The organism is Streptomyces sp. ATexAB-D23 (assembly GCF_000373645.1).
Lineage (GTDB): Bacteria > Actinomycetota > Actinomycetes > Streptomycetales > Streptomycetaceae > Streptomyces > Streptomyces castrisilvae.
In genome coordinates, this window is sequence record NZ_KB892079.1 from 54,118 (window position 1) to 72,157 (window position 18,040).

Consider the following 18,040-nt stretch of genomic DNA (forward strand, 5'->3'; position numbering starts at 1 on the left):
CGGTGACGCATGGCCCCCGGCTCCGGCCGGGGGCCATGTACGCGTGGGAGAGGACGGGGCGGAGGCACATGGGCAGGACAGCGAGACGATGGGTCCGCATCGGCCTGGGCGTCATCGCCGACAGCCGCGACATCCGCAGGGAGCTGAAGTGGCATCCGCACCGGCTGATGACGGACCGGGACCGGCTGCTGCGCGAGGAGGAGGGGGAGGCCCGCACCCTCCGCCACACCGCCCTGCGGCGCAGGCGGAGCGGGCAGCCGGCCGCCGCCGTGGAGGCGTACGGGCAACTTGTCGCGGCACGGACCCGGGCCTGGGGCGCGGATCATCCGCTCGTCCTGGACACCCGGCTCGCCCTGGCGGGGACGCGGGCCGAGGCCGGTGACGGGGCCGGGGCCGCCCGGGGCTACGAGCAGGTGCTGCCGGACCTGGCGCGGGCACTGGGCGAGGAGCACCCCCGCGTCCCGTGGGCGCGGCGCAACTCGGCCTACTGGCGGGTGCGGCCGGGGTGGACGCCGCCCTTGCCGGTGAGGGGCGAGCTGGAGGGGCCGGTCCGCGAGGCGGTGGTCCTGCGCAAGGAGCCGGACGGATTCGGCGCCCTGCTGAGACTGGCCCGGCTGCGGTGGAACCAGGGGGACGAGGCCGGTGCCGTGGACGCGTACGAGCAGCTGCTCGCGGAGCGGGTACGGGTGCGCGGCGCCGGTCACCACGTCGTGCTGCTCACCCGGCTGACCCTGGCCGGCACGCGGGCGCGGGCCGGTGACGGGGCCGGGGCGGCCCAGGCGTACGAGCGGCTGCTCGACGACATGGTGCGGGTGCTGGGCCCCCGCCACCGGGGCACCCGGTGGACCCGGCGGCAGCGGGACCTGTGGCGGGGCGGCGCGGTGTGACGCGCGCGGAGGCCGGGCCCGCCGGTGTGCGGGCCCGGCCTCCGGGGAAGAGGGCCGGTCAGCCGGCCGCGACCGTTCTGCCGGCACCCGCCGAGGCCGGTGCGACGCCGAAGATGTCCACCGCGTGGTAGTACGTCCAGGCCGTGGCGTTGCACGAGGTCAGCTTGGCGCCGGAGTAGGCGGCGCACACCCGCTTGAGGTCCGAGTAGAGGGCGTTGTCGAGGCGGGCCTTGTTGGCGGAGAACGTGCCGGCGGCCTTGTAGTTGCGGTAGCCGAAGTCGTGGCGGGCGCAGGCCGTCTGGAAGGGGAAGCCGAACGGGTTGTCGGGCGAGCTGCTGCAGTAGTCCGTCGACCAGTCGAAGCCGTACGCGGACCACGCGCCCTGGTTGTTGCGGGCGGAGTTCCACGCGTTGTAGCTGGCGGCGCTCGTCTGCGTCCAGGAACTGAGGACCTGGGGCTTGTCCGCGGGCGCCGCCGATGCGGACGTGGCGGGCAGCAGGGCGAGCGGGAGCGACAGGCCGACGGTGGCGAGCAGGGTGGCGACGCGGCGACGCATGAGCAACCTCCATGGGGTGGGGGGAAGTCGGCACGGCCGCTGACCGGCCTGCCTGCCTTCGCCTCGCGGGTGACACGAGGTCGCCCCAGCATGCCGCCATGTACCTGTCATGCCTAGAGGTGTGATCCCCCTGCTGTGCGGGGTTGTTGTAGGGGGCAGCTGCTGTGCCGCCGCCTTGGCGGGCGGGCCTGTTCCCCTCCTGGGCTCGGTGAACCCCTGGTGCGCGTACGCGGCTGTCTCCTGGCTGTGGAGAACGGCACGGCCGAGAGATGCCGGCCGTGACTTCCTCCCGGCCGCCGGGCCGATGCCGAGGGACGGCCCCCGGCGGGGGCCGCTGACCGACCGTGGCGGGAATCCCCGCCCCTCGGGGCGGGGGGCGGAGGTCAGGCCGGGCTCGACCCGGTGCCGCCCGCCGGCGCCGGACCGGCCCCCGTCCCCGGGGTGTCCGCCGTCTCCGGCTTCCTCCGCAGGGCCAGGAGCATGGTGCCGATCGTGCCCACCACCGCCCAGGCGGACAGCACCAGCAGGGGGCCGGTCACGGCGTTGCCCCTGAAGTACGCGATCGAGCGCGCCGTCCAGGTCGAGGCGCCCGGGGGCAGGGCGGGGCCGATCGCGCGCCAGAAGTCCGGGAGCATGGGCAGCGGGAAGGCGCCGCCCGCGCTCGGGTTGCCCGCGATGACCACGATCAGCACGGCCAGGCCGATGCCGACGATGCCGGTGAGCGCCTCCAGGGCGAGCGTGATCATGCCGACCGCGAAGACGGTCAGCGCGCCCAGGCCCGACATCCCCCAGAAGCTTCCGGGCAGGGCGTTGAGGATCGGGCCGATGATGACGGCGCCGCCGATGCCGCCCGCGATCGAGTACAGGGCCATGACCCCGGTCCGGATGAGTGCGCGCTGACGGTTGGCGGGGCGGCTGCCCGCGCTGATCGCGAGGATCGAGGCGCAGAGGTAGCCGCCGACGCACCAGCCCACGGCCAGGTAGAACGAGGACAGCCCGTCGAAGTCCCGGCGTGAGGCCGGGGCCATGTCCACGGCGCGCACGGTGCGCCCCTGGCTGAGCTCGGCCTCCTTGATGATCTTCGTCAGGGAGTTGGCCAGGACGGTGCCCCCGCCGGAGGCGACCAGCACGGTGTCCTTGGTGCTCCTGGGGTCGACGATCAGGGCGCCGTCGATCTCGCGGTCGAGGATCTGCCGGCGGGCGGTGGCGGCGTCGGCGAGTGCGCGGGGGTCGAGCGGGCCGCCGGGGAGGCCGTTCAGTTCGGTGACGAGGCGGGCGGACATCTGCTGGGGGGCGACGACGCCGAAGGGGACGTCCTTCGCCTTCGGGCTGTGGAGTGCCCCGATGTAGGACGCGATGAACAGCAGCTGGAGCGCCAGCACCCCGATGACCAGCAGTGCGGCCCGGGGAGTGACGGCTCTCTTCACCTCGTCAGCGAAAGTCATGCCCCCACGGTCCGGGCTGCCCGCCGCCCACGCAGTCGGGGCGGGGCCGAACGGTTGAAGGGGGAAGTGCCCGCACACCGGGTATCGTACGAATGTTCGAAACTTGGTTTATGGTGGAGAGCGAGGGGGTGGCCAGCGCGTACGGATCGGCTCAGGAGGTGCAGGTGCCAGGGTTCACGCATCTGCATACCGTCTCCGGGTTCTCCCTGCGGTACGGGGCCTCGCACCCGGAGCGGCTGGCGGAGCGCGCCGCCGAGCGGGGGATGGACGCCCTCGCGCTCACCGACCGCGACACCCTGGCGGGCGCGGTCCGGTTCGCCCGTGCCTGCGAGCGGGAAGGGGTCCGCCCGCTGTTCGGGGTGGACCTCGCGGTGGGCCCCGCGGCAGGGGACGGGCGTACGCGGCGGGACCGGCCCCGGACCCCGGCCCGCGGGGGTGCCTTCGTCGATGAGTCCGCTCCCCGGGTCACCTTCCTCGCCCGCGACGGCGCACAGGGCTGGGCCGAGCTGTGCCGTCTGGTCACCGCCGCCCACGCCGCCGTCCCCGAAGGCGGCCGGCCCCTGGTCGAACGGCTCGCACTGCCCGCCGAAGGGCTCACCGTGCTGCTCGGCCCCGCGTCCGACGTGGGCAGGGCGCTCTCGGCGGGCCGCCCCGACCTGGCCGCCGCCCTCCTCGCCCCCTGGCGGGAGCTGTACGGCGACGACCTGCGGCTCGAAGCCGTCCACCACGGCAGGACCGGCACCGGCCCCGGCTCGCTGCGGCTCGCCGCCCGCACCGTCGGCCTCGCCGCCGAGCAGGGCGTACGGGCCGTGCTGACCAACGCCGTCCGGTACGCCGACGAGGGCCAGGGCCCCGTCGCCGACGTGCTCGACTCCGCCCGCGGGCTCGTCCCCGTGGACCCGCGCCGCGCCCCGCTCGACAGCGGTGAGCGCTGGCTCAAGGACGCCCGCGCGATGGCGGAGAACGCCGAGCGGATCACCATGGCCGCCGGACTCGGCCCGGACGCCGGGGCGCGGCTGCTCGCGGAGACCCGGCACACCGCCGAGGCCTGCGTGGTCGACCCCGGGGGCGACATCGGCCTCGGCTCCGTCCGCTTCCCCGAACCCCGCCTCGTCGGCGCGGACCGGCGCACCGCCCAGCGGGTGCTGACCTCCCGCGCCGCCGCCGGCATGGTCCTGCACGGCTACGACCGCAGGCCGGAGTACTGGGACCGGATGCACCGCGAGCTGGACATCATCGCCCACCACGGCTTCGCCTCGTACTTCCTCACCGTCGCCCGAGTCGTGGACGACGTACGGGAGATGAAGGTGCGGGTGGCCGCCCGCGGCTCCGGCGCCGGTTCGCTGGTCAACCACCTCCTGGGCATCGCCCACGCCGACCCGGTCGAGCACGGGCTGCTGATGGAGCGCTTCCTGTCCAAGCGCCGCTTCGTGCTGCCCGACATCGACATCGACGTCGAGTCGGCCCGCCGCCTCGACGTCTACCGCGCGATCATCGGCCGCTTCGGCGCCGAACGGGTCGCCACCGTCGCCATGCCCGAGACCTACCGGGTGCGCCACGCCATCCGCGACGTCGGCGCCGCGCTCTCCATGAACCCGGCCGAGACCGACCGGCTCGCCAAGGCGTTCCCGCACATCCGGGCCCGCGACGCCCGCGCGGCCATGGAGGAACTGCCCGAACTGCGCGAGGTGGCCAGGACCAAGGAGAAGTACGGGCGGCTGTGGGAGCTGGTGGAGGCGCTGGACGCCCTGCCGCGCGGCATCGCCATGCACCCGTGCGGGGTACTCCTCTCGGACGCCTCGCTGCTGCGCCGCACCCCCGTCATGCCCACCAGCGGCGAGGGCCTCCCGATGTCCCAGTTCGACAAGGAGGACGTGGAGCACCTCGGGCTGCTCAAGCTCGACGTGCTGGGCGTGCGGATGCAGTCGGCGATGGCGCACGCGGTCACGGAGGTGAAGCGGGCCTCGGGCCGGGAGATCGACCTGGACGGTGTGGAGCCGGGCGACCCGGAGACGTACCGGCTGATCAGGACGGCCGAGACGCTGGGCTGCTTCCAGATCGAGTCGCCCGGCCAGCGCGACCTGGTCGGCAGGCTCCAGCCGGAGGACTTCCACGATCTGGTGGTCGACATATCGCTGTTCCGGCCGGGTCCCGTCTCCGCCGACATGGTCCGCCCGTTCATCGAGGCCCGGCACGGCCGGGCGCCGGTCCGCTATCCGCACCCCGACCTGGAGGGGCCGCTGCGCGAGACGTACGGCGTGGTGGTCTTCCACGAGCAGATCATCGAGATCGTCGACATCATGACCGGCTGCGGCCGGGACGAGGCCGACCGGGTCAGGCGCGGGCTCTCCGACCCCGAGTCGCAGGGCCGGATCAGGATCTGGTTCGCCCAGCACGCGGCGGCGCGCGAGTACGGCGCGGAGGTGATCGCCCGTGCCTGGGAGATCATCGAGGCGTTCGGCAGCTACGGCTTCTGCAAGGCGCACGCGGTGGCCTTCGCGGTGCCCACGTACCAGTCGGCCTGGCTGAAGGCGCACCACCCGGCGGCCTTCTACGCCGGTCTGCTCACCCATGACCCGGGGATGTACCCCAAGCGGCTGCTGCTCGCCGACGCGCGGCGGCGCGGGGTGCCGGTGCTGCCGCTGGACGTCAACCGGTCGGCGGCCACCCATCGAATCGAACTGGTGTCCGGTGAGGGGGAGGTGGGGGAGCGCTGGGGGCTGCGGCTGGCGCTCTCGGACGTCCACGGGATCAGCGCGGCCGAGGTCGACCGGATCGAGGCCGGACAGCCCTACAGCTCGCTGCTGGACTTCTGGCAGCGGGCCCGTCCCGGCAGGCCGGCCGCCGAACGGCTGGCCCAGGTCGGCGCGTTGGACGCGTTCGGGGCCAACCGGCGCGACCTGCTGCTGCACCTGTCCGAACTGCACCGCGCCCAGCGGGGCGCGGGTTCCGGCGGTGGCGGCGCTCAGCTCCCGCTCGGCGGCGGCCACCGCACCGCGTCCGTCGGCCTGCCCGACCTCAACGAGGCGGAACGGCTCAGCGCCGAGCTGGGCGTGCTGAGCATGGATGTCTCGCGCCACCTGATGAGCGATCACCACGCCTTCCTCAAGGAGCTCGGCGCGGTCTCGGCCAAGCAGTTGCGCGAGGCGCGGCACGGGGAGACCGTGCTGGTCGCGGGCGCCAAGGCGGCGACCCAGACCCCGCCGATCCGCTCCGGCCGCCGGGTCGTCTTCACCACCCTGGACGACGGTACGGGCCTGGTCGACCTCGCCTTCTTCGACGACAGCCACGCCGCCTGCGCGCACACCGTCTTCCACTCCTGGCTGCTGCTGGTGCGCGGGGTGGTGCAGCGGCGCGGGGCGCGGAGCCTGAGCGTGGTCGGCGCGGCCGCCTGGAACCTGGCGGAGCTGGCCGAGCTGCGGCGTACCGGCGGGCTCGATGCGGTCGCGGCCCGGCTGGCGCAGGTGCCCGAGCCCGAGCCCGGGTCCGGGGCCGGGTCCGGGTCCGGGCCTGGGGAGGCTCCGGCGCCGGCCGGTGACGACGGGCGCCGCATCCGGATGCCCACCGGCTACGAGATGAACCCGTGGGCCGACCTCCGGCCGCCCGGCGAAGGGCTGCCCACCGGAAGGAAACTCTGGCACCAGAGCCCGGGGAGTGCGGGATGAACGAGCTGCGTGGGGGTGACGAGGTACGCGGGGATGACGAGGTACGCGGGGCCGGTGAGGCGCCTGAGGCGCCTGAGGCGCCCGAGGTGCTTGCGGCCGGCGATGTGTCCGAGGCGCTTGCGGCTGACGAGCTGTCCGGGATGGGTGGGGACGACGAGCTGTCCGGGATACGCGGGACCGGTGAGCTGCCCGAGGTGCTTGCGGCCGGTGAACTGTCCGAGGTGCGTGGGGCCGGAGCGGAATCCGGGGTGCTCCTGGCCGGCGAGCAGCCCGGGATTCTCTGTCTGCGGTTCCGGCGGGTCGTCGGCGGGCCCCCGGACGCCGCCGGCTACGCGGGGCTGCTCGCCCTGCTCGGTTCGTTCACCCCGGTCGTCGAGGCGGTGCCGCCCGACGGCGCGCTCGTCGATGTGCGGGGCGCGCTGCGCTACTTCGGGCGGGACGCGAAGGGCCTCGCCTCCGTGATCCGGGTCCGCGCCCTGGCCCTGTACGGGATGGACTGCGCGATCGGGGCCGCCCGGAATCCGATGCTGGCCCGGATGGCGCTGCGGCAGGCCGCGCCAGGGACCACCTTCGTGGTGCCCGCGGGCGGGACCGCCGCCTTCCTGGCGGACCGGCCGGCCGCCGCGCTGGACGGCGTAGGGACGGCGACGGCCCGCACCCTGTGCGGATACGGGCTCGACTCCGTCGGCCGGATCGCGGCCGCCCCGCTCGGCACCCTGCAACGGATCACCGGGGCGCGGACCGGGCGCGACCTGTGGGAACGGGCGCGCGGCATCGACCGCACCGCGGTCGTGCCGAACGCCGCCGCCCGCTCGGTCGCCGCCGAACGGACCTTCCCGCGCGACGAGCTGGACCGGGAACGACAGCGCCGCGCGCTCATGTCGCTCACCGAGGAGCTGGGGGCGAGGATGCGCGGCGAGGGCCAGGTGTGCCGTTCGCTCGCGGTCTCCGTGCGCTACGCCGACCGCACCGGCTACTCGACGCTGACCCGCAGCCGTACCCTGCGCGAGCCCACCGCACACTCCGCGGAGCTCACCGCGCTGGCGTACCGCATCCATGACTCGTTCGCCCTGCAACGGGCCCGGGTGCGGGGGATCGGGCTGCGCGCCGAGGGCCTCGGCGATGCCGGGCGGGCCGCCCACCAGCTGACCTTCGACCCGGTGGACGAGCGGGCGCGGCGGATCGAGGCGGTCGCGGACCGGCTGCGGGAGAGGTTCGGGCCCCGGGCCGTCATGCCGGGACGGCTCGCGGCCTGACTCCGGCCCCCGGCGCACGCGGCCATGCCGGGACGGCTCGTGGCCCGACCGCGTGCGCGGGGCCGGGGACGGCTCGCGGCCGGCCACGGGACGGGGCGTGCCCGGGGGCAGGGCGGCGCTCCGGCCGATCCCGCGCACTTTTTACCGACGCGTAACTTCCCAGGAAACCCTACTCGTGCGTAATTTGGCATGAGCACGCAGAACACGCAGTACTTGTGGTCCGGGCCGCAGGGTGCACAGACGTCGCAACTCCCTTGAGCCGCAAGGAGACCCCACGATGCTGCCCTGGACCCGCGCGCCGCGCTCCCCCCGCGCGCGCCGGACGCTCGCCGCCCTGCTTCTCGCCGTCGCAGCGGTCGCCACCCCCACGGCCACCGCTGCCGCGGCCACCCCCACCGCCGCGACGGCCGCCACCTCGCACGGCTGGAACGACTACTCCTGCAAGCCCTCCGCAGCACACCCCCGCCCCGTCGTCCTGGTCCACGGGACCTTCGGGAACTCGGTCGACAACTGGCTGGTCCTCGCCCCCTATCTGGTGAACCGGGGCTACTGCGTCTACTCCCTCGACTACGGCCAGCTCCCCGGTGTGCCGCTCTTCAACGGCCTCGGCCCGATCGACGAGTCGGCGCAGCAGCTCGCCACGTTCGTCGACAAGGTGCTCTCCTCGACCGGCGCCGCCAAGGCGGACATCGTCGGCCACTCGCAGGGCGGCATGATGCCCAACTACTACCTGAAGTTCCTCGGCGGAGCGGCCAAGGTGAACGCCATGATCGGGCTCGCGCCCGACAACCACGGCACCACCCTGCTCGGCCTGACCAAGCTCCTGCCGTACTTCCCCGGCGTCGGTGACCTGCTCAACGCCGGTACGCCCGGACTCGCCGACCAGGTGGCCGGATCGCCCTTCATCACCAAGCTCAACTCCCTGCCGGACACCGTCCCCGGAGTGCACTACACCGTCATAGCGACCCGGTACGACGAGGTCGTGACCCCGTACCGGACGCAGTTCCTGGACGGGCCGGACGTGCGCAACGTCCTGCTCCAGGACCTGTGCCCGGTCGACCTCTCCGAGCACGTGGCGATCGGGACGATCGACCGCGTCGCCTACCACGAGGTGGCGAACGCCCTGGACCCGGCGCACGCCACCCCGACCACCTGCGCCTCGGTCATCGGTTAGGGCCTGTCCGGACCGCGCAACTCCCGCCCCGCCGCCCGGCGTCCGTGCCGGGCGACGGGACGGGGCGCTGTCCGGCCCCCGGGGCGTCGGCCGCCGGAGCGGGCGTTGTCAGTGGCGGCTGGCACGATCGGACCATGACGACGACCGACTGGGATTCCGCCGCCGCCTCGTTCGACGAGGAGGCAGACCACGGCCTGCTCGACCCGGTGGTCCGCGACGCCTGGGCGCGGCGGCTGAAGAGCTGGCTGCCCACCGAGACCTGCGACGTGCTCGACCTGGGCTGCGGTACGGGGAGCCTGTCCCTCCTCGCGGCCGGCCGGGGACACCGGCTCACCGCCGTCGACAGCTCGCCGCGCATGGCGGAGCGCGCCCGCGCCAAGCTGGCCGGTACGGACGCCGATGTGCTCGTCGGGGACGCGGCCCGGCCCCCCGTCGGCGACCGGAGATTCGACGTGGTCCTCGCCCGGCACGTGGTGTGGCTGCTGCCCGACCCGGCGGCCGCCCTGCGCCACTGGGCGGGGCTGCTGCGCCCCGGCGGAAGGCTGGTGCTGGTGGAGGGGGTGTGGAACGGGGACGGCCTGTCCGCCGAGTACCTCACCACGCTGCTCGCCCCGCTCACCGAGCGCGTCCACCACGAACGGCTGTCCGACGACCGCGATCTGTGGGGCAAGGAGGTCGACGACGAGCGGTACGCCCTGGTGGCCCGCGCGCGCCGGCCGCACCGGCACACCGAGGTCGTGGACGTGCACCTGATCCTCCGTCGCGGCTCCGACGTGCTGCTCGCCCGCCGGGCCGGCACGGGATACGCCGACGGCCTGCTGCACGCCCCGTCCGGGCACGTGGAGGACGGCGAGGACGTGCGGCAGGCGGTGGTCCGGGAGGCGGCCGAGGAGATCGGTCTCGTCCTCGACCCGGAGGAGCTGCGCATGGCGCTGGTCATGCAGCACCGGGCCCCGGGCGGCAGCCCCCGGACGGGGTGGTTCTTCGAAGCGGCGTACGACCGGACCAGGCCCCCGTACAACCGCGAACCGGACAAGTGCTCCGAGCTGGCCTGGTACCCGCTGGACGACCTCCCCGACGACATGGTCGCGTACTGCCGCGCGGGCCTCGACGGCTACCGGGCGGGCGAGCGCTTCCTGATCCACTGGCACGAGGACGGCGACACGGTCGCGTTCGAACCGGAGGGGGAGCGCCGCGCCGTTGCGTTGCCGCCCGGCGGGACCCGCACCGGGCTGCTCCACCACATCGAGCTGTGGGTGCCCGACCTGGCGGCGGCCACGCCCGGCTGGGAGTGGCTCCTGGGCGAGCTGGGCCACGTCCCGTACCAGCGGTGGACGCACGGGCGCAGCTGGCGGCGCGGCGACAGCTACGTGGTGGTCGAGCAGTCGCCCGCCCTGGCCGCCGGAGCGCACGAGCGGAAGCGTCCCGGCCTCAACCACCTGGCCTTCCACGTCGAGGACCGGGCCACCCTGGACACGCTGGTGGCCCGAGCCCCGGACCACGGCTGGCGGCTGCTCTTCGCCGACCGCCATCCGCACGCGGGCGGCGAAGGATGCGTGGCCGCCTATCTGGAGGACGCGGCGGGGTACGAGGTGGAGCTGGTGGTGCGCTGAGGGGGAGCCGGCCGGGGAGGGGCGGGGCTCAGCCCAGCAGGGCGGCGAACCCCTCCTCCGTCCGCGCGAGCCGTTCCAGCTCGTCCAGCGCCGCCACCGCGGCCTTCGCCGCCTCCGGGTCGCGCCCGGCCAGCCCGCTCTCCTCGAACTCCTCCTCGTCCAGCCGCAGGACCCGCGCACGGTCGGCGGACACCCACAGGTCGAGGTCCAGGTCCTCTACGACCAGCTCGCCGTCCCGGATCGCGGCCGGGCGGGTCACATCGCAGTACCAGCCCTTGAGTTCGCCCGAGCCCGTGCGGACCTCCTTCACCGCGAACCAGGCGTCACGCCAGTAGTGCTCGGTGAAGACGTCGCCGGGCTCGAAGCGCACGAAGCCGAAGTCCCGTGTGCCCGGCGCGGCCCAGGGCGCCCGCACGGTCACCCGGACACCGTCGTCGGCGACCAGGGCCGCCGGATACCTGATCTTGGTCTTTCCCGCCTTGACCAGGACGATCGTCAGACCGGCGTCAGCCGAGCCTGCGGACATGGCGTACCTCCGTGGCACAGATCTCGTAGCCGAACCAGCGGTTGACCGCGAGCATCGGACCGTTCCCGGCGTCGTTGCCGGTGAAGGCGTCGGTGTACCCGGCGGCGCGCGCCCGGTGCAGCGAGTCGTTCTTCGCGAGCTTGGCGAGGCCGCGGTTGCGGTGGGCGCGCCGGGTGCCGGTCATCCCCGACCAGTAGCGGCCGGCGCCGTCCGTCCGCGCGGCGCTGAAGGCCGCCACCTCACCGTCGGCCACCACGACCGAGGTGAGGCGGTGGTCGAGGCCGGGGTCGCGCCAGGTCCGGGCGAGCCATTCCTCGTAGTCCGCCAGTTGGGCCGGTGTGTCGCTGGGCTCGTCCTCGGTGGCCTCGGCGTCCATCTCGAACAGTGGGCGCGGGTCGTCCGCGAAGTCGGCGGCGGTCCGCAGCTCGACGCCGGGCGGTAGTTCCTGACGGGGCGGCAGCGGTCCGTTCGCCAGGTCGAGATGGAGGAAGTGCGCCGAACGGCTCGGCGCGTAGCCGCGCTTCCCGGCGAACGCCCGGTTGCCGGGCGTGTCCAGGACCCAGGTGTAGACCGAGGTCGCACCGGCCAGGGCCAGATACTCCTCGGCGGTGCGCAGCAGCAGCGCACCCGCGCCCCGGCCGGTGCGCTCCGGATGCGTGTACGGATTGCAGAACGCCTGCCCGGGTTCGGGGCTCTCGTGGGCGAGGCCCACCTGTGCCGTCCCGATGACCTCGCCGTCCTCCTCCGCGACCAGCAGCCGGTAGCGCCGCCCGGGAGGCGAGCCGGCCAGCTCGAAGACGACCTGCTCCGGCGTGGTGATCATGTACGGGAGGGCCGCGCGCCGCACCCGCACCCAGGCCTCGGCATCCTCGGGCCGGAAGTCGCGCACGATGACAGTCATGGCCCGGACCGTATCCACGCGTCGGGCCCGTCCGCCTCCCATTTTCCGCGGGCCTGGGGCGCGTGGGGGACAATCGCCCCGTGACTTCGAGAATCACTGTGGACCAGGACTCCGGCACCGCCCCGTACGAGCAACTGCGCGCGCAGATCTCCGAACAGGCCCGCTCCGGCGCGCTGCCGGTCGGCTACCGGCTCCCGACCGTACGCGGCTTCGCCGAGGAGCTGGGCCTGGCCGCCAACACGGTCGCCAAGGCCTACCGCGCGCTGGAGGCGGACGGCGTCATCGAGACCCGCGGCCGCAACGGCACGTTCATCGCCGCCGCGGGCGACACCGCCGACCGCAACGCCGCCGCCGCGGCCCGCGACTACGCGGAACGCGCCCGGCGCCTGGGCCTCTCCCGCGCCCGCGCCCTGGAACTGGCCGAGGACGCGGTGCGGGCGGTGTACCCGGGCTGAGGTGGGGCCCGGTCCCTCAGAGGTACAGCCCCGCGTCCGCCCCCGAGTCCTGCTTCGGGACCGAGGCGGGGCGGGTGCCTCGGCGCAGGGCGTAGAGCTCGGCCAGGGTCGCGCCGTCGCGGGGGAGGCCCTCCTCGGTGCCGAGCCAGGCCAGTGACTCCTGGCGGGTCAGGGGGCCCACCTCGATGCGGGCGAGGCAGCGGCCGGGGCGGACGACGGCGGGGTGGAGGCGTTCCAGGTCCTCGTTGGTGGTCACGCCGACCAGGACGTTGCGGCCCTGGCCGAGCAGACCGTCCGTCAGGTTCAGCAGACGGGAGAGGGCCTGGCCGGCCGTGTGGCGGGCCTCGCCGCGGATCAGTTCGTCGCAGTCCTCCAGGAGCAGCAGCCGCCAGCGGCCCTTCGCGTTGCCGTCGTCCTCGCCGATCGCGATGTCCATCAGATAGCCGACGTCGTTGAACAGGCGCTCGGGGTCGAGGACGCAGTCCACCTGGCACCAGTCCCGCCAGGACCTGGCCAGGGTGCGCAGGGCGGAGGTCTTGCCGGTGCCGGGCGGGCCGTGCAGCAGGAGCAGGCGGCCGGCGATGTCGTCCGGGGTGACCTTCATCAGCCGGTCCATCGCCCCGGCCACCGGGGCGGTGTAGTTGGGGCGGACCTCGTCCCAGGAACCGGCCGCGATCCGGCGCGTCGTGCGGTACGGGCCGCGGCGCGGTGAGACGTACCAGAAGCCCATCGTCACGTTGTCCGGCTGCGGTTCCGGCTCGTCGACGACGCCGTCCGTGGCCTCCTTGAGGATCCTCTCGGCCAGTTCGGGGCCGGTCGCCGTGACCGTGACGTCGGCGCCCCGGTTCCAGCGCGAGACGAGCAGGGTCCAGCCGTCGCCCTCGGCGAGCGTCGCGCTGCGGTCGTCGTCGCGGGCGGAACGCAGCACCTTCGCGGCCGGGGGAAGCATGGTGGCGCCCACCCTGACCCGGTCGAGGGAGGTGCTGTGCGAGTGCGGCTGCTCGCCCGTCGCGAAGCGGCCGAGGAACAGGGCGTCGACGACGTCGGACGGGGAGTCGCTGTCGTCGACGTTGAGCCGGATCGGCAGCGCGGTCTCGGGGTTGTCGGACATGGCGCCCATGATCCGGCACCGGGCCATGCGGCGCACCCGTGTTTCGTGACCTTCGCGTGGTTCGGGGTGTTGTGCCAGGTGGCGGCTGACGTGCCGTCATGCGCCTTTCGTTAAAAGCTCATCCGTTCGACTTGGCATGAACACTTCCGGAAATGGCGTCCACACTGCTACCACTGAGTAGGCAGAGATCCTGCCGGTCGGTCCAAGGGAGATTCCGTGAAATTGTCCAGACTTGTGGCGTTCTCGTCCTCGCTCCTGCTCGGTGCTGTCATCGCCCTGACCGGGGCCACCACCGCGAGCGCCGCGTCGTCCGTCGACTACGTCGCCCTCGGGGACTCGTACTCCTCGGGTGTCGGCTCCGGCAGCTACATCAGTTCCAGCGGGGACTGCAAGCGCAGCACGCTGGCCTACCCCTCCCTGTGGGCGGCCGCCAACTCGCCCTCCTCCTTCGCCTTCACCGCCTGCTCCGGGGCGATCACCAGCGATGTCACCGCCAAGCAGCTCGGGCCGCTGAACGCCTCGACCGACCTCGTCTCGATCTCCATCGGCGGCAACGACGCGGGCTTCGCCGACGTCATGACGACCTGTGTCCTCCAGTCGGAGGCCACCTGCCTCAACCGGATCGCCACCGCCCGCAGCTTCGTGGACACCACCCTGCCGGGCCGGCTCGACTCCGTGTACAACGCGATCAGCGCCAAGGCCCCTTCGGCCCATGTCGTCGTCCTCGGCTACCCGCGCTTCTACAAGATCGGCGGCAGCTGCATCGTCGGTCTGAGCGACAAGGTGCGCTCCGCCATCAACGGCGCCGCCGACTACCTCAACGCCGCCACCGCCAAGCGCGCCGCCGACCACGGCTTCAGCTTCGGTGACGTCGCCGCCAAGTTCACCGGGCACGAGATCTGCTCGGGAAGCGCCTGGCTGCACAGCCTGAACTGGCTCAACATCGGCGAGTCCTACCACCCCCTCGCCGCCGGGCAGTCCGGCGGCTACCTGCCCGTACTCAACGCGCTCGACTGACCGCGGGTGCGCCCCGGAAGGGGCGCGCCTTCCGCAGGGTGACCAACTCGCCCCGGAATCGGGCGCATTCGCCGACGGGTCGTCAATCTCCGTATGTGTGTGCGTAATCCTGTGCCCGGGATACACGAGTGCCGGGGCGGGGCGATAGGGTTAACCTGCCCCGGGCCGAGTGCCCTCGTACGGGTGGGGAGTGACATGGAACAGATAACGGTGCGCAGCAGGGCGCGCGTGCCTGCCATTACATGCGGGAGCAGCGCGACGAGTTCGCGCCTCGACCGCCATCTCGCGGTGTTGGGCGGTCCCGTCGTCCCGCAGCGCGAGTCCGCGGAAGCGACGCTGCTGATGCGCGAGCTCACCTCGCGCGACGCCGCGCACAGCCGCCGCAGCAGAAGTGCGCGGGTCTCGCTCTTCGCGCCACTGCGCCGACTGCGTCGTTCGCTCTTCGGCAGCCGCCGCTGACCCGACCGCGGCCCCGGACATCGCATCGCGCTGCTGCCCGCTCTCCCGTCATCCCCGGAGCCGGCAGTGGCGCGTCGCCATGTCCGGACCCGGTCACGCACCGTGTGTGAGCGGGGTGACATGGGTGGAGAGGTAATTCGGTGCCGAAATACTTCTACACTGTCGGCATGCCCGAGAAGCGAGCCGCCCGCCTGAGCCCCGACGAGCGGAGGGCGCAATTGGTGGCAATTGGCGTGGACATGCTGGCCGATCGCTCGCTGGACGAGCTCTCCACCGATGACGTGGCCCGCCGCGCCGGTATATCGCGGGGCCTGCTTTTTCACTATTTCGATTCCAAACGCGACTTCTACCGCTCCGTGGTGCGCAGCGAGTGCGACGATTTCGCCGCCGCCACCGAGCCGGACGCCTCGTTGGAGCCCGTAGCCTGGCTGCGGTCGTTCATCGCCGGATTCGTGGCGTACGTGACCGAGCACCGCAGGGTCTATCTCGCCCTCGTCCGGGGCGCCGCCGGCAGCCACCCCGCCGTCGAGGACATCGTCGAAGCGACTCGCTCCACGCTCGCCCGCCGGGTGGAGGAGGGGCAGCGGCGGCTCGGGATGCCCCACTCGCCCCGGCTGTCCGTCGCCACCCGCGCCTGGATGGCCTTCGCCGAGGAGGCCGTCACCAGCTGGCCGCCGGACGAACCGGACGCCCTCGCGGAACTCGGCGCGTTCCTGGAGTCGAGCTTCATCTGCCTGCTGGGCACCCTGGACCGGCCGGTCGCCCTGCCCGGCCAGGACCTGTCCCCGCTGTGACACCCGGCGTCACAGCAGCGCGAACTGCCCGTCCGGACCCTCCTCCCGGTGATCCAGTACGGAGGCGGGGCGCCGGGCAGCGTCCGGCACCGGCAGCACGCCCGCCGAACGCAGCTCATCCGCCCCGATCCCCGGGCCGGAAGCCAGCGCGCCGGCCAGCTCCTCCTGCCGGGGCCGCAGCTCGGCGAGCAGGGCCAGCAGCGTGATCAGCTCCAGCAGCTCCGAGGTCCACTCCTGCGGCCAGACACGCGGGCCCATCGCCTCCAGGCCGGCCGCCTCCGGCCCCGCCGCCCCGGCAACGGCCGCACGGCGTTCGAACCACAGCTCCAGCAGGCGCACGCCGCTCACCCGGAACTCCCACGCCCCGGCGGGCACCGGCGAGACGCGCCCCGAACCGAGGCTCAGCACCCGCTCATCGGCGTCGTAGGACAGCGGCGCCGGGTCCGGCGGCACGGCGGCCCGGACGTACGGGCGCTGCCCGCCCGGCAGCCGGGGCCGCTTTGCCCCGCGCGCCCCGCGCAGCTGGAGCCGCAGCAGCTCCCGGCCCAGCTCGACCCCCGACGTCCAGTGCGCGGTGTCGGCGGGCAGCGGGACCACGCAGCCGGCGGGGGAGGGGCGGGCCGCCGCCAGGATCCAGGCGAGCGCCGAACCGGCGGTGACGGTGTCCCCGTGGCGGGCGCGCAACAGGTCGAGCAGGCCCGGGGCCAGGTTGGGTTCGAGGCCGCCGGGGCGGCGGTACAGCGGGCGGACGCGGCCGGGGCGGCCCGCCGGGCAGTGGCCGTCGGGGAGCAGCGCCGTCACCGAGAGGGCCGGGCCCGGGTCCCGGGGCACCCGGCCGTGCTCGACCACGAAGAGCTGGTGGCCGTCGGCGACCCGCCACAGCTCGGGCCGGGCCGCGTCGATCAGGCGGTGGTCGGGGAGCAGCCACTGCTCGTCGTACGGCCCGTGCAGGACGCGCACCGGCTCCGGGCAGGGGCCGGACTCGCGGGCGAAGCGGCCGGTGGCGCCGGGGCGGCCGGGCAGGGCGGCCACCGCGGTGTGCTGCGTACGGGAGCGGGTGGGGGCGAACAGCCGGTCGCGCTCCTCGCCCGATGCCCGCACCAGCCGGTCCCAGCGGGCCCGCAGCGACGCCGCGTCCGGGGCGGTCACCCAGGGGCGCCCGGTCCGCAGCGGCCGCACCGACCAGGGCATGAGGTCGTCGAGGAACGGGGCGCGCGGGCCCTCGCCGGAGCCGGCCGCTGCCGGTGCTGACACCGTGTCGTCCTCCCCGTAGCCCACCGGGCCCCGTCCGCCGCCTTCCCCGGCATCGTAACGGCGGCGCCACGCCCGGCGGCAGGGCGCCCCTGGGCGCGGGGGACGGTGTCAGTGCGCCTCCACCGTGACCGAGAAGGAGAAGCGGTCACCCCGGTAGCGGATCTGCGCCACGTCGACCACCCGGCCGCTCTCGTCGTAGGCGACACCCGTGTAGTACAGGATCGGGCTCAGCAGCGGGACGTCGAGCAGTTCGGCGGTGGCCGGGTCGGCGAGCCGGGCCTCGACCGTGTCGGTGATCCGGGAGATCGGGACACCGACGCGGTCGCGCAGCACCTTGGTCATCGGCCAGCGGTCGAGGTCGGCCGCGTCCAGGCGCGCCGCGACCTGCGGATGCACCCAGTTCTGCGCCCAGTTGGTCGGCTCGCCGCTCGCCTCCTCGCACCGCAGCCTGCGGTAGCCGACGACCTCGGAGCAGTCCGGGAAGTACTCCGCGACCTCGCCCGGCACGGGGACCGGCCCGTGGTCGAGCAGGGTGCTGCGCTCGCCCGACTGCTGGGCCACGATCGCGTCGATCGAGCCGAGCAGCCGGACCGGCGAACCGCGGCGGGCGCGCGGCTCGATGAACGTGCCGCGCCGCCGGTGCCGGCTGATCAGGCCCTCCGTCTCCAGCTCCTTGAGCGCCTGGCGCATGGTCAGGACGCTGACCCCGTAGTGCGCGGCGAGCTGTTCCTCGGTGGGCAGCCGCAGCGTGGCGTCCGGTGTGCGGCCCAGTATCGAGGCGCGCAGCGACTGCGAGACCTGGTACCACAGCGGCAGCTTGCGGTTCAGGACCAGCGAGTCGGGCGCGAAGGCGGTGCGGGGCGCGGGGGTGTTCAAAGCGGGCTGCGGCACCTGGTTCTCCTGCATGCGTCGTCGCCGGCTCGGGCG

16 protein-coding genes are annotated in these 18,040 nt (G+C 73.9%); 9 read left to right on the top strand and 7 right to left on the bottom strand.

All coding sequences use genetic code 11. The features are described 5' to 3' along the window. The first annotated feature begins 68 nt into the window (after positions 1–68). The gene (locus B082_RS37230; RefSeq protein ID WP_018556047.1) at positions 69–887 is read left to right on the top strand and encodes a tetratricopeptide repeat protein; all 819 of its coding nucleotides are present in this window, start codon (positions 69–71) and stop codon (positions 885–887) included. Between the two features lie 58 nt (positions 888–945). Here the strand turns inward: B082_RS37230 and B082_RS0132995 are convergent, their stop codons facing one another. Then, positions 946–1,443 (bottom strand): phospholipase, encoded by a 498-nt coding sequence (locus tag B082_RS0132995; protein ID WP_018556048.1) that lies wholly within the window; start codon positions 1,441–1,443, stop codon positions 946–948. Positions 1,444–1,826: 383 nt separating this feature from the next. After that, positions 1,827–2,888 carry a membrane protein gene (locus B082_RS0133000; RefSeq protein ID WP_018556049.1) on the bottom strand — a complete coding sequence of 354 codons (1,062 nt, stop codon included), beginning with the start codon at positions 2,886–2,888 and terminating at the stop codon, positions 1,827–1,829. 110 nt (positions 2,889–2,998) lie between these two features. Between B082_RS0133000 and B082_RS0133005 the strand changes: the two genes are divergently transcribed. From B082_RS0133005 to B082_RS37235, 4 genes are all read left to right on the top strand, one after another. Continuing rightward, on the top strand, positions 2,999–6,553 hold the full coding sequence (locus tag B082_RS0133005) for a DNA polymerase III subunit alpha (protein WP_199783885.1): 3,555 nt from the start codon (positions 2,999–3,001) through the stop codon (positions 6,551–6,553). 284 nt (positions 6,554–6,837) lie between these two features. Beyond that, positions 6,838–7,809, top strand: coding sequence for a DNA polymerase thumb domain-containing protein (locus B082_RS0133010; RefSeq protein WP_051094751.1), 972 nt, complete (start codon positions 6,838–6,840; stop codon positions 7,807–7,809). A gap of 277 nt (positions 7,810–8,086) precedes the next feature. Beyond that, a complete protein-coding gene (locus B082_RS0133015) occupies positions 8,087–8,983 on the top strand; it encodes an esterase/lipase family protein (RefSeq protein ID WP_018556052.1) in 897 nt (298 codons plus the stop codon). Between the two features lie 134 nt (positions 8,984–9,117). Next, the gene (locus B082_RS37235; RefSeq protein WP_018556053.1) at positions 9,118–10,596 is read left to right on the top strand and encodes a trifunctional class I SAM-dependent methyltransferase/NUDIX hydrolase/VOC family protein; all 1,479 of its coding nucleotides are present in this window, start codon (positions 9,118–9,120) and stop codon (positions 10,594–10,596) included. A gap of 28 nt (positions 10,597–10,624) precedes the next feature. Here the strand turns inward: B082_RS37235 and B082_RS0133025 are convergent, their stop codons facing one another. Together B082_RS0133025 and B082_RS0133030 are read right to left on the bottom strand one after the other, a co-directional pair. Next, the gene (locus B082_RS0133025) at positions 10,625–11,122 is read right to left on the bottom strand and encodes a DUF402 domain-containing protein (protein ID WP_018556054.1); all 498 of its coding nucleotides are present in this window, start codon (positions 11,120–11,122) and stop codon (positions 10,625–10,627) included. Beyond that, positions 11,103–12,023 (bottom strand): GNAT family N-acetyltransferase, encoded by a 921-nt coding sequence (locus B082_RS0133030; protein WP_018556055.1) that lies wholly within the window; start codon positions 12,021–12,023, stop codon positions 11,103–11,105. Before B082_RS0133030 ends, B082_RS0133025 begins: the two co-directional genes overlap by 20 nt. 80 nt (positions 12,024–12,103) lie before the next feature. On the opposite strand from B082_RS0133030, the gene B082_RS0133035 reads away from it, so the two are divergent. Then, positions 12,104–12,478 carry a GntR family transcriptional regulator gene (locus tag B082_RS0133035; protein WP_026250437.1) on the top strand — a complete coding sequence of 125 codons (375 nt, stop codon included), beginning with the start codon at positions 12,104–12,106 and terminating at the stop codon, positions 12,476–12,478. A gap of 16 nt (positions 12,479–12,494) precedes the next feature. Here B082_RS0133035 and B082_RS0133040 read toward each other — a convergent pair whose 3' ends face one another. Then, positions 12,495–13,589 (bottom strand): DUF5925 domain-containing protein, encoded by a 1,095-nt coding sequence (locus tag B082_RS0133040; RefSeq protein ID WP_026250438.1) that lies wholly within the window; start codon positions 13,587–13,589, stop codon positions 12,495–12,497. Between the two features lie 234 nt (positions 13,590–13,823). On the opposite strand from B082_RS0133040, the gene B082_RS0133045 reads away from it, so the two are divergent. From B082_RS0133045 to B082_RS37240, 3 genes are all read left to right on the top strand, one after another. Further along, positions 13,824–14,606 (top strand): SGNH/GDSL hydrolase family protein, encoded by a 783-nt coding sequence (locus B082_RS0133045; RefSeq protein ID WP_018556058.1) that lies wholly within the window; start codon positions 13,824–13,826, stop codon positions 14,604–14,606. Positions 14,607–14,801: 195 nt separating this feature from the next. Then, positions 14,802–15,065 carry a hypothetical protein gene (locus tag B082_RS0133050; protein WP_018556059.1) on the top strand — a complete coding sequence of 88 codons (264 nt, stop codon included), beginning with the start codon at positions 14,802–14,804 and terminating at the stop codon, positions 15,063–15,065. Positions 15,066–15,232: 167 nt separating this feature from the next. Continuing rightward, the gene (locus B082_RS37240; RefSeq protein ID WP_051094753.1) at positions 15,233–15,859 is read left to right on the top strand and encodes a TetR/AcrR family transcriptional regulator; all 627 of its coding nucleotides are present in this window, start codon (positions 15,233–15,235) and stop codon (positions 15,857–15,859) included. A 9-nt stretch (positions 15,860–15,868) separates the two neighbouring features. Here the strand turns inward: B082_RS37240 and B082_RS0133060 are convergent, their stop codons facing one another. Together B082_RS0133060 and B082_RS0133065 are read right to left on the bottom strand one after the other, a co-directional pair. Beyond that, a complete protein-coding gene (locus B082_RS0133060; RefSeq protein WP_026250439.1) occupies positions 15,869–17,113 on the bottom strand; it encodes a type ISP restriction/modification enzyme in 1,245 nt (414 codons plus the stop codon). 108 nt (positions 17,114–17,221) lie between these two features. Further along, complete coding sequence (locus B082_RS0133065) at positions 17,222–18,019, bottom strand: GntR family transcriptional regulator (protein WP_018556062.1); 798 nt, start codon at positions 18,017–18,019, stop codon at positions 17,222–17,224. Between the last annotated feature and the right edge of the window lie 21 nt (positions 18,020–18,040).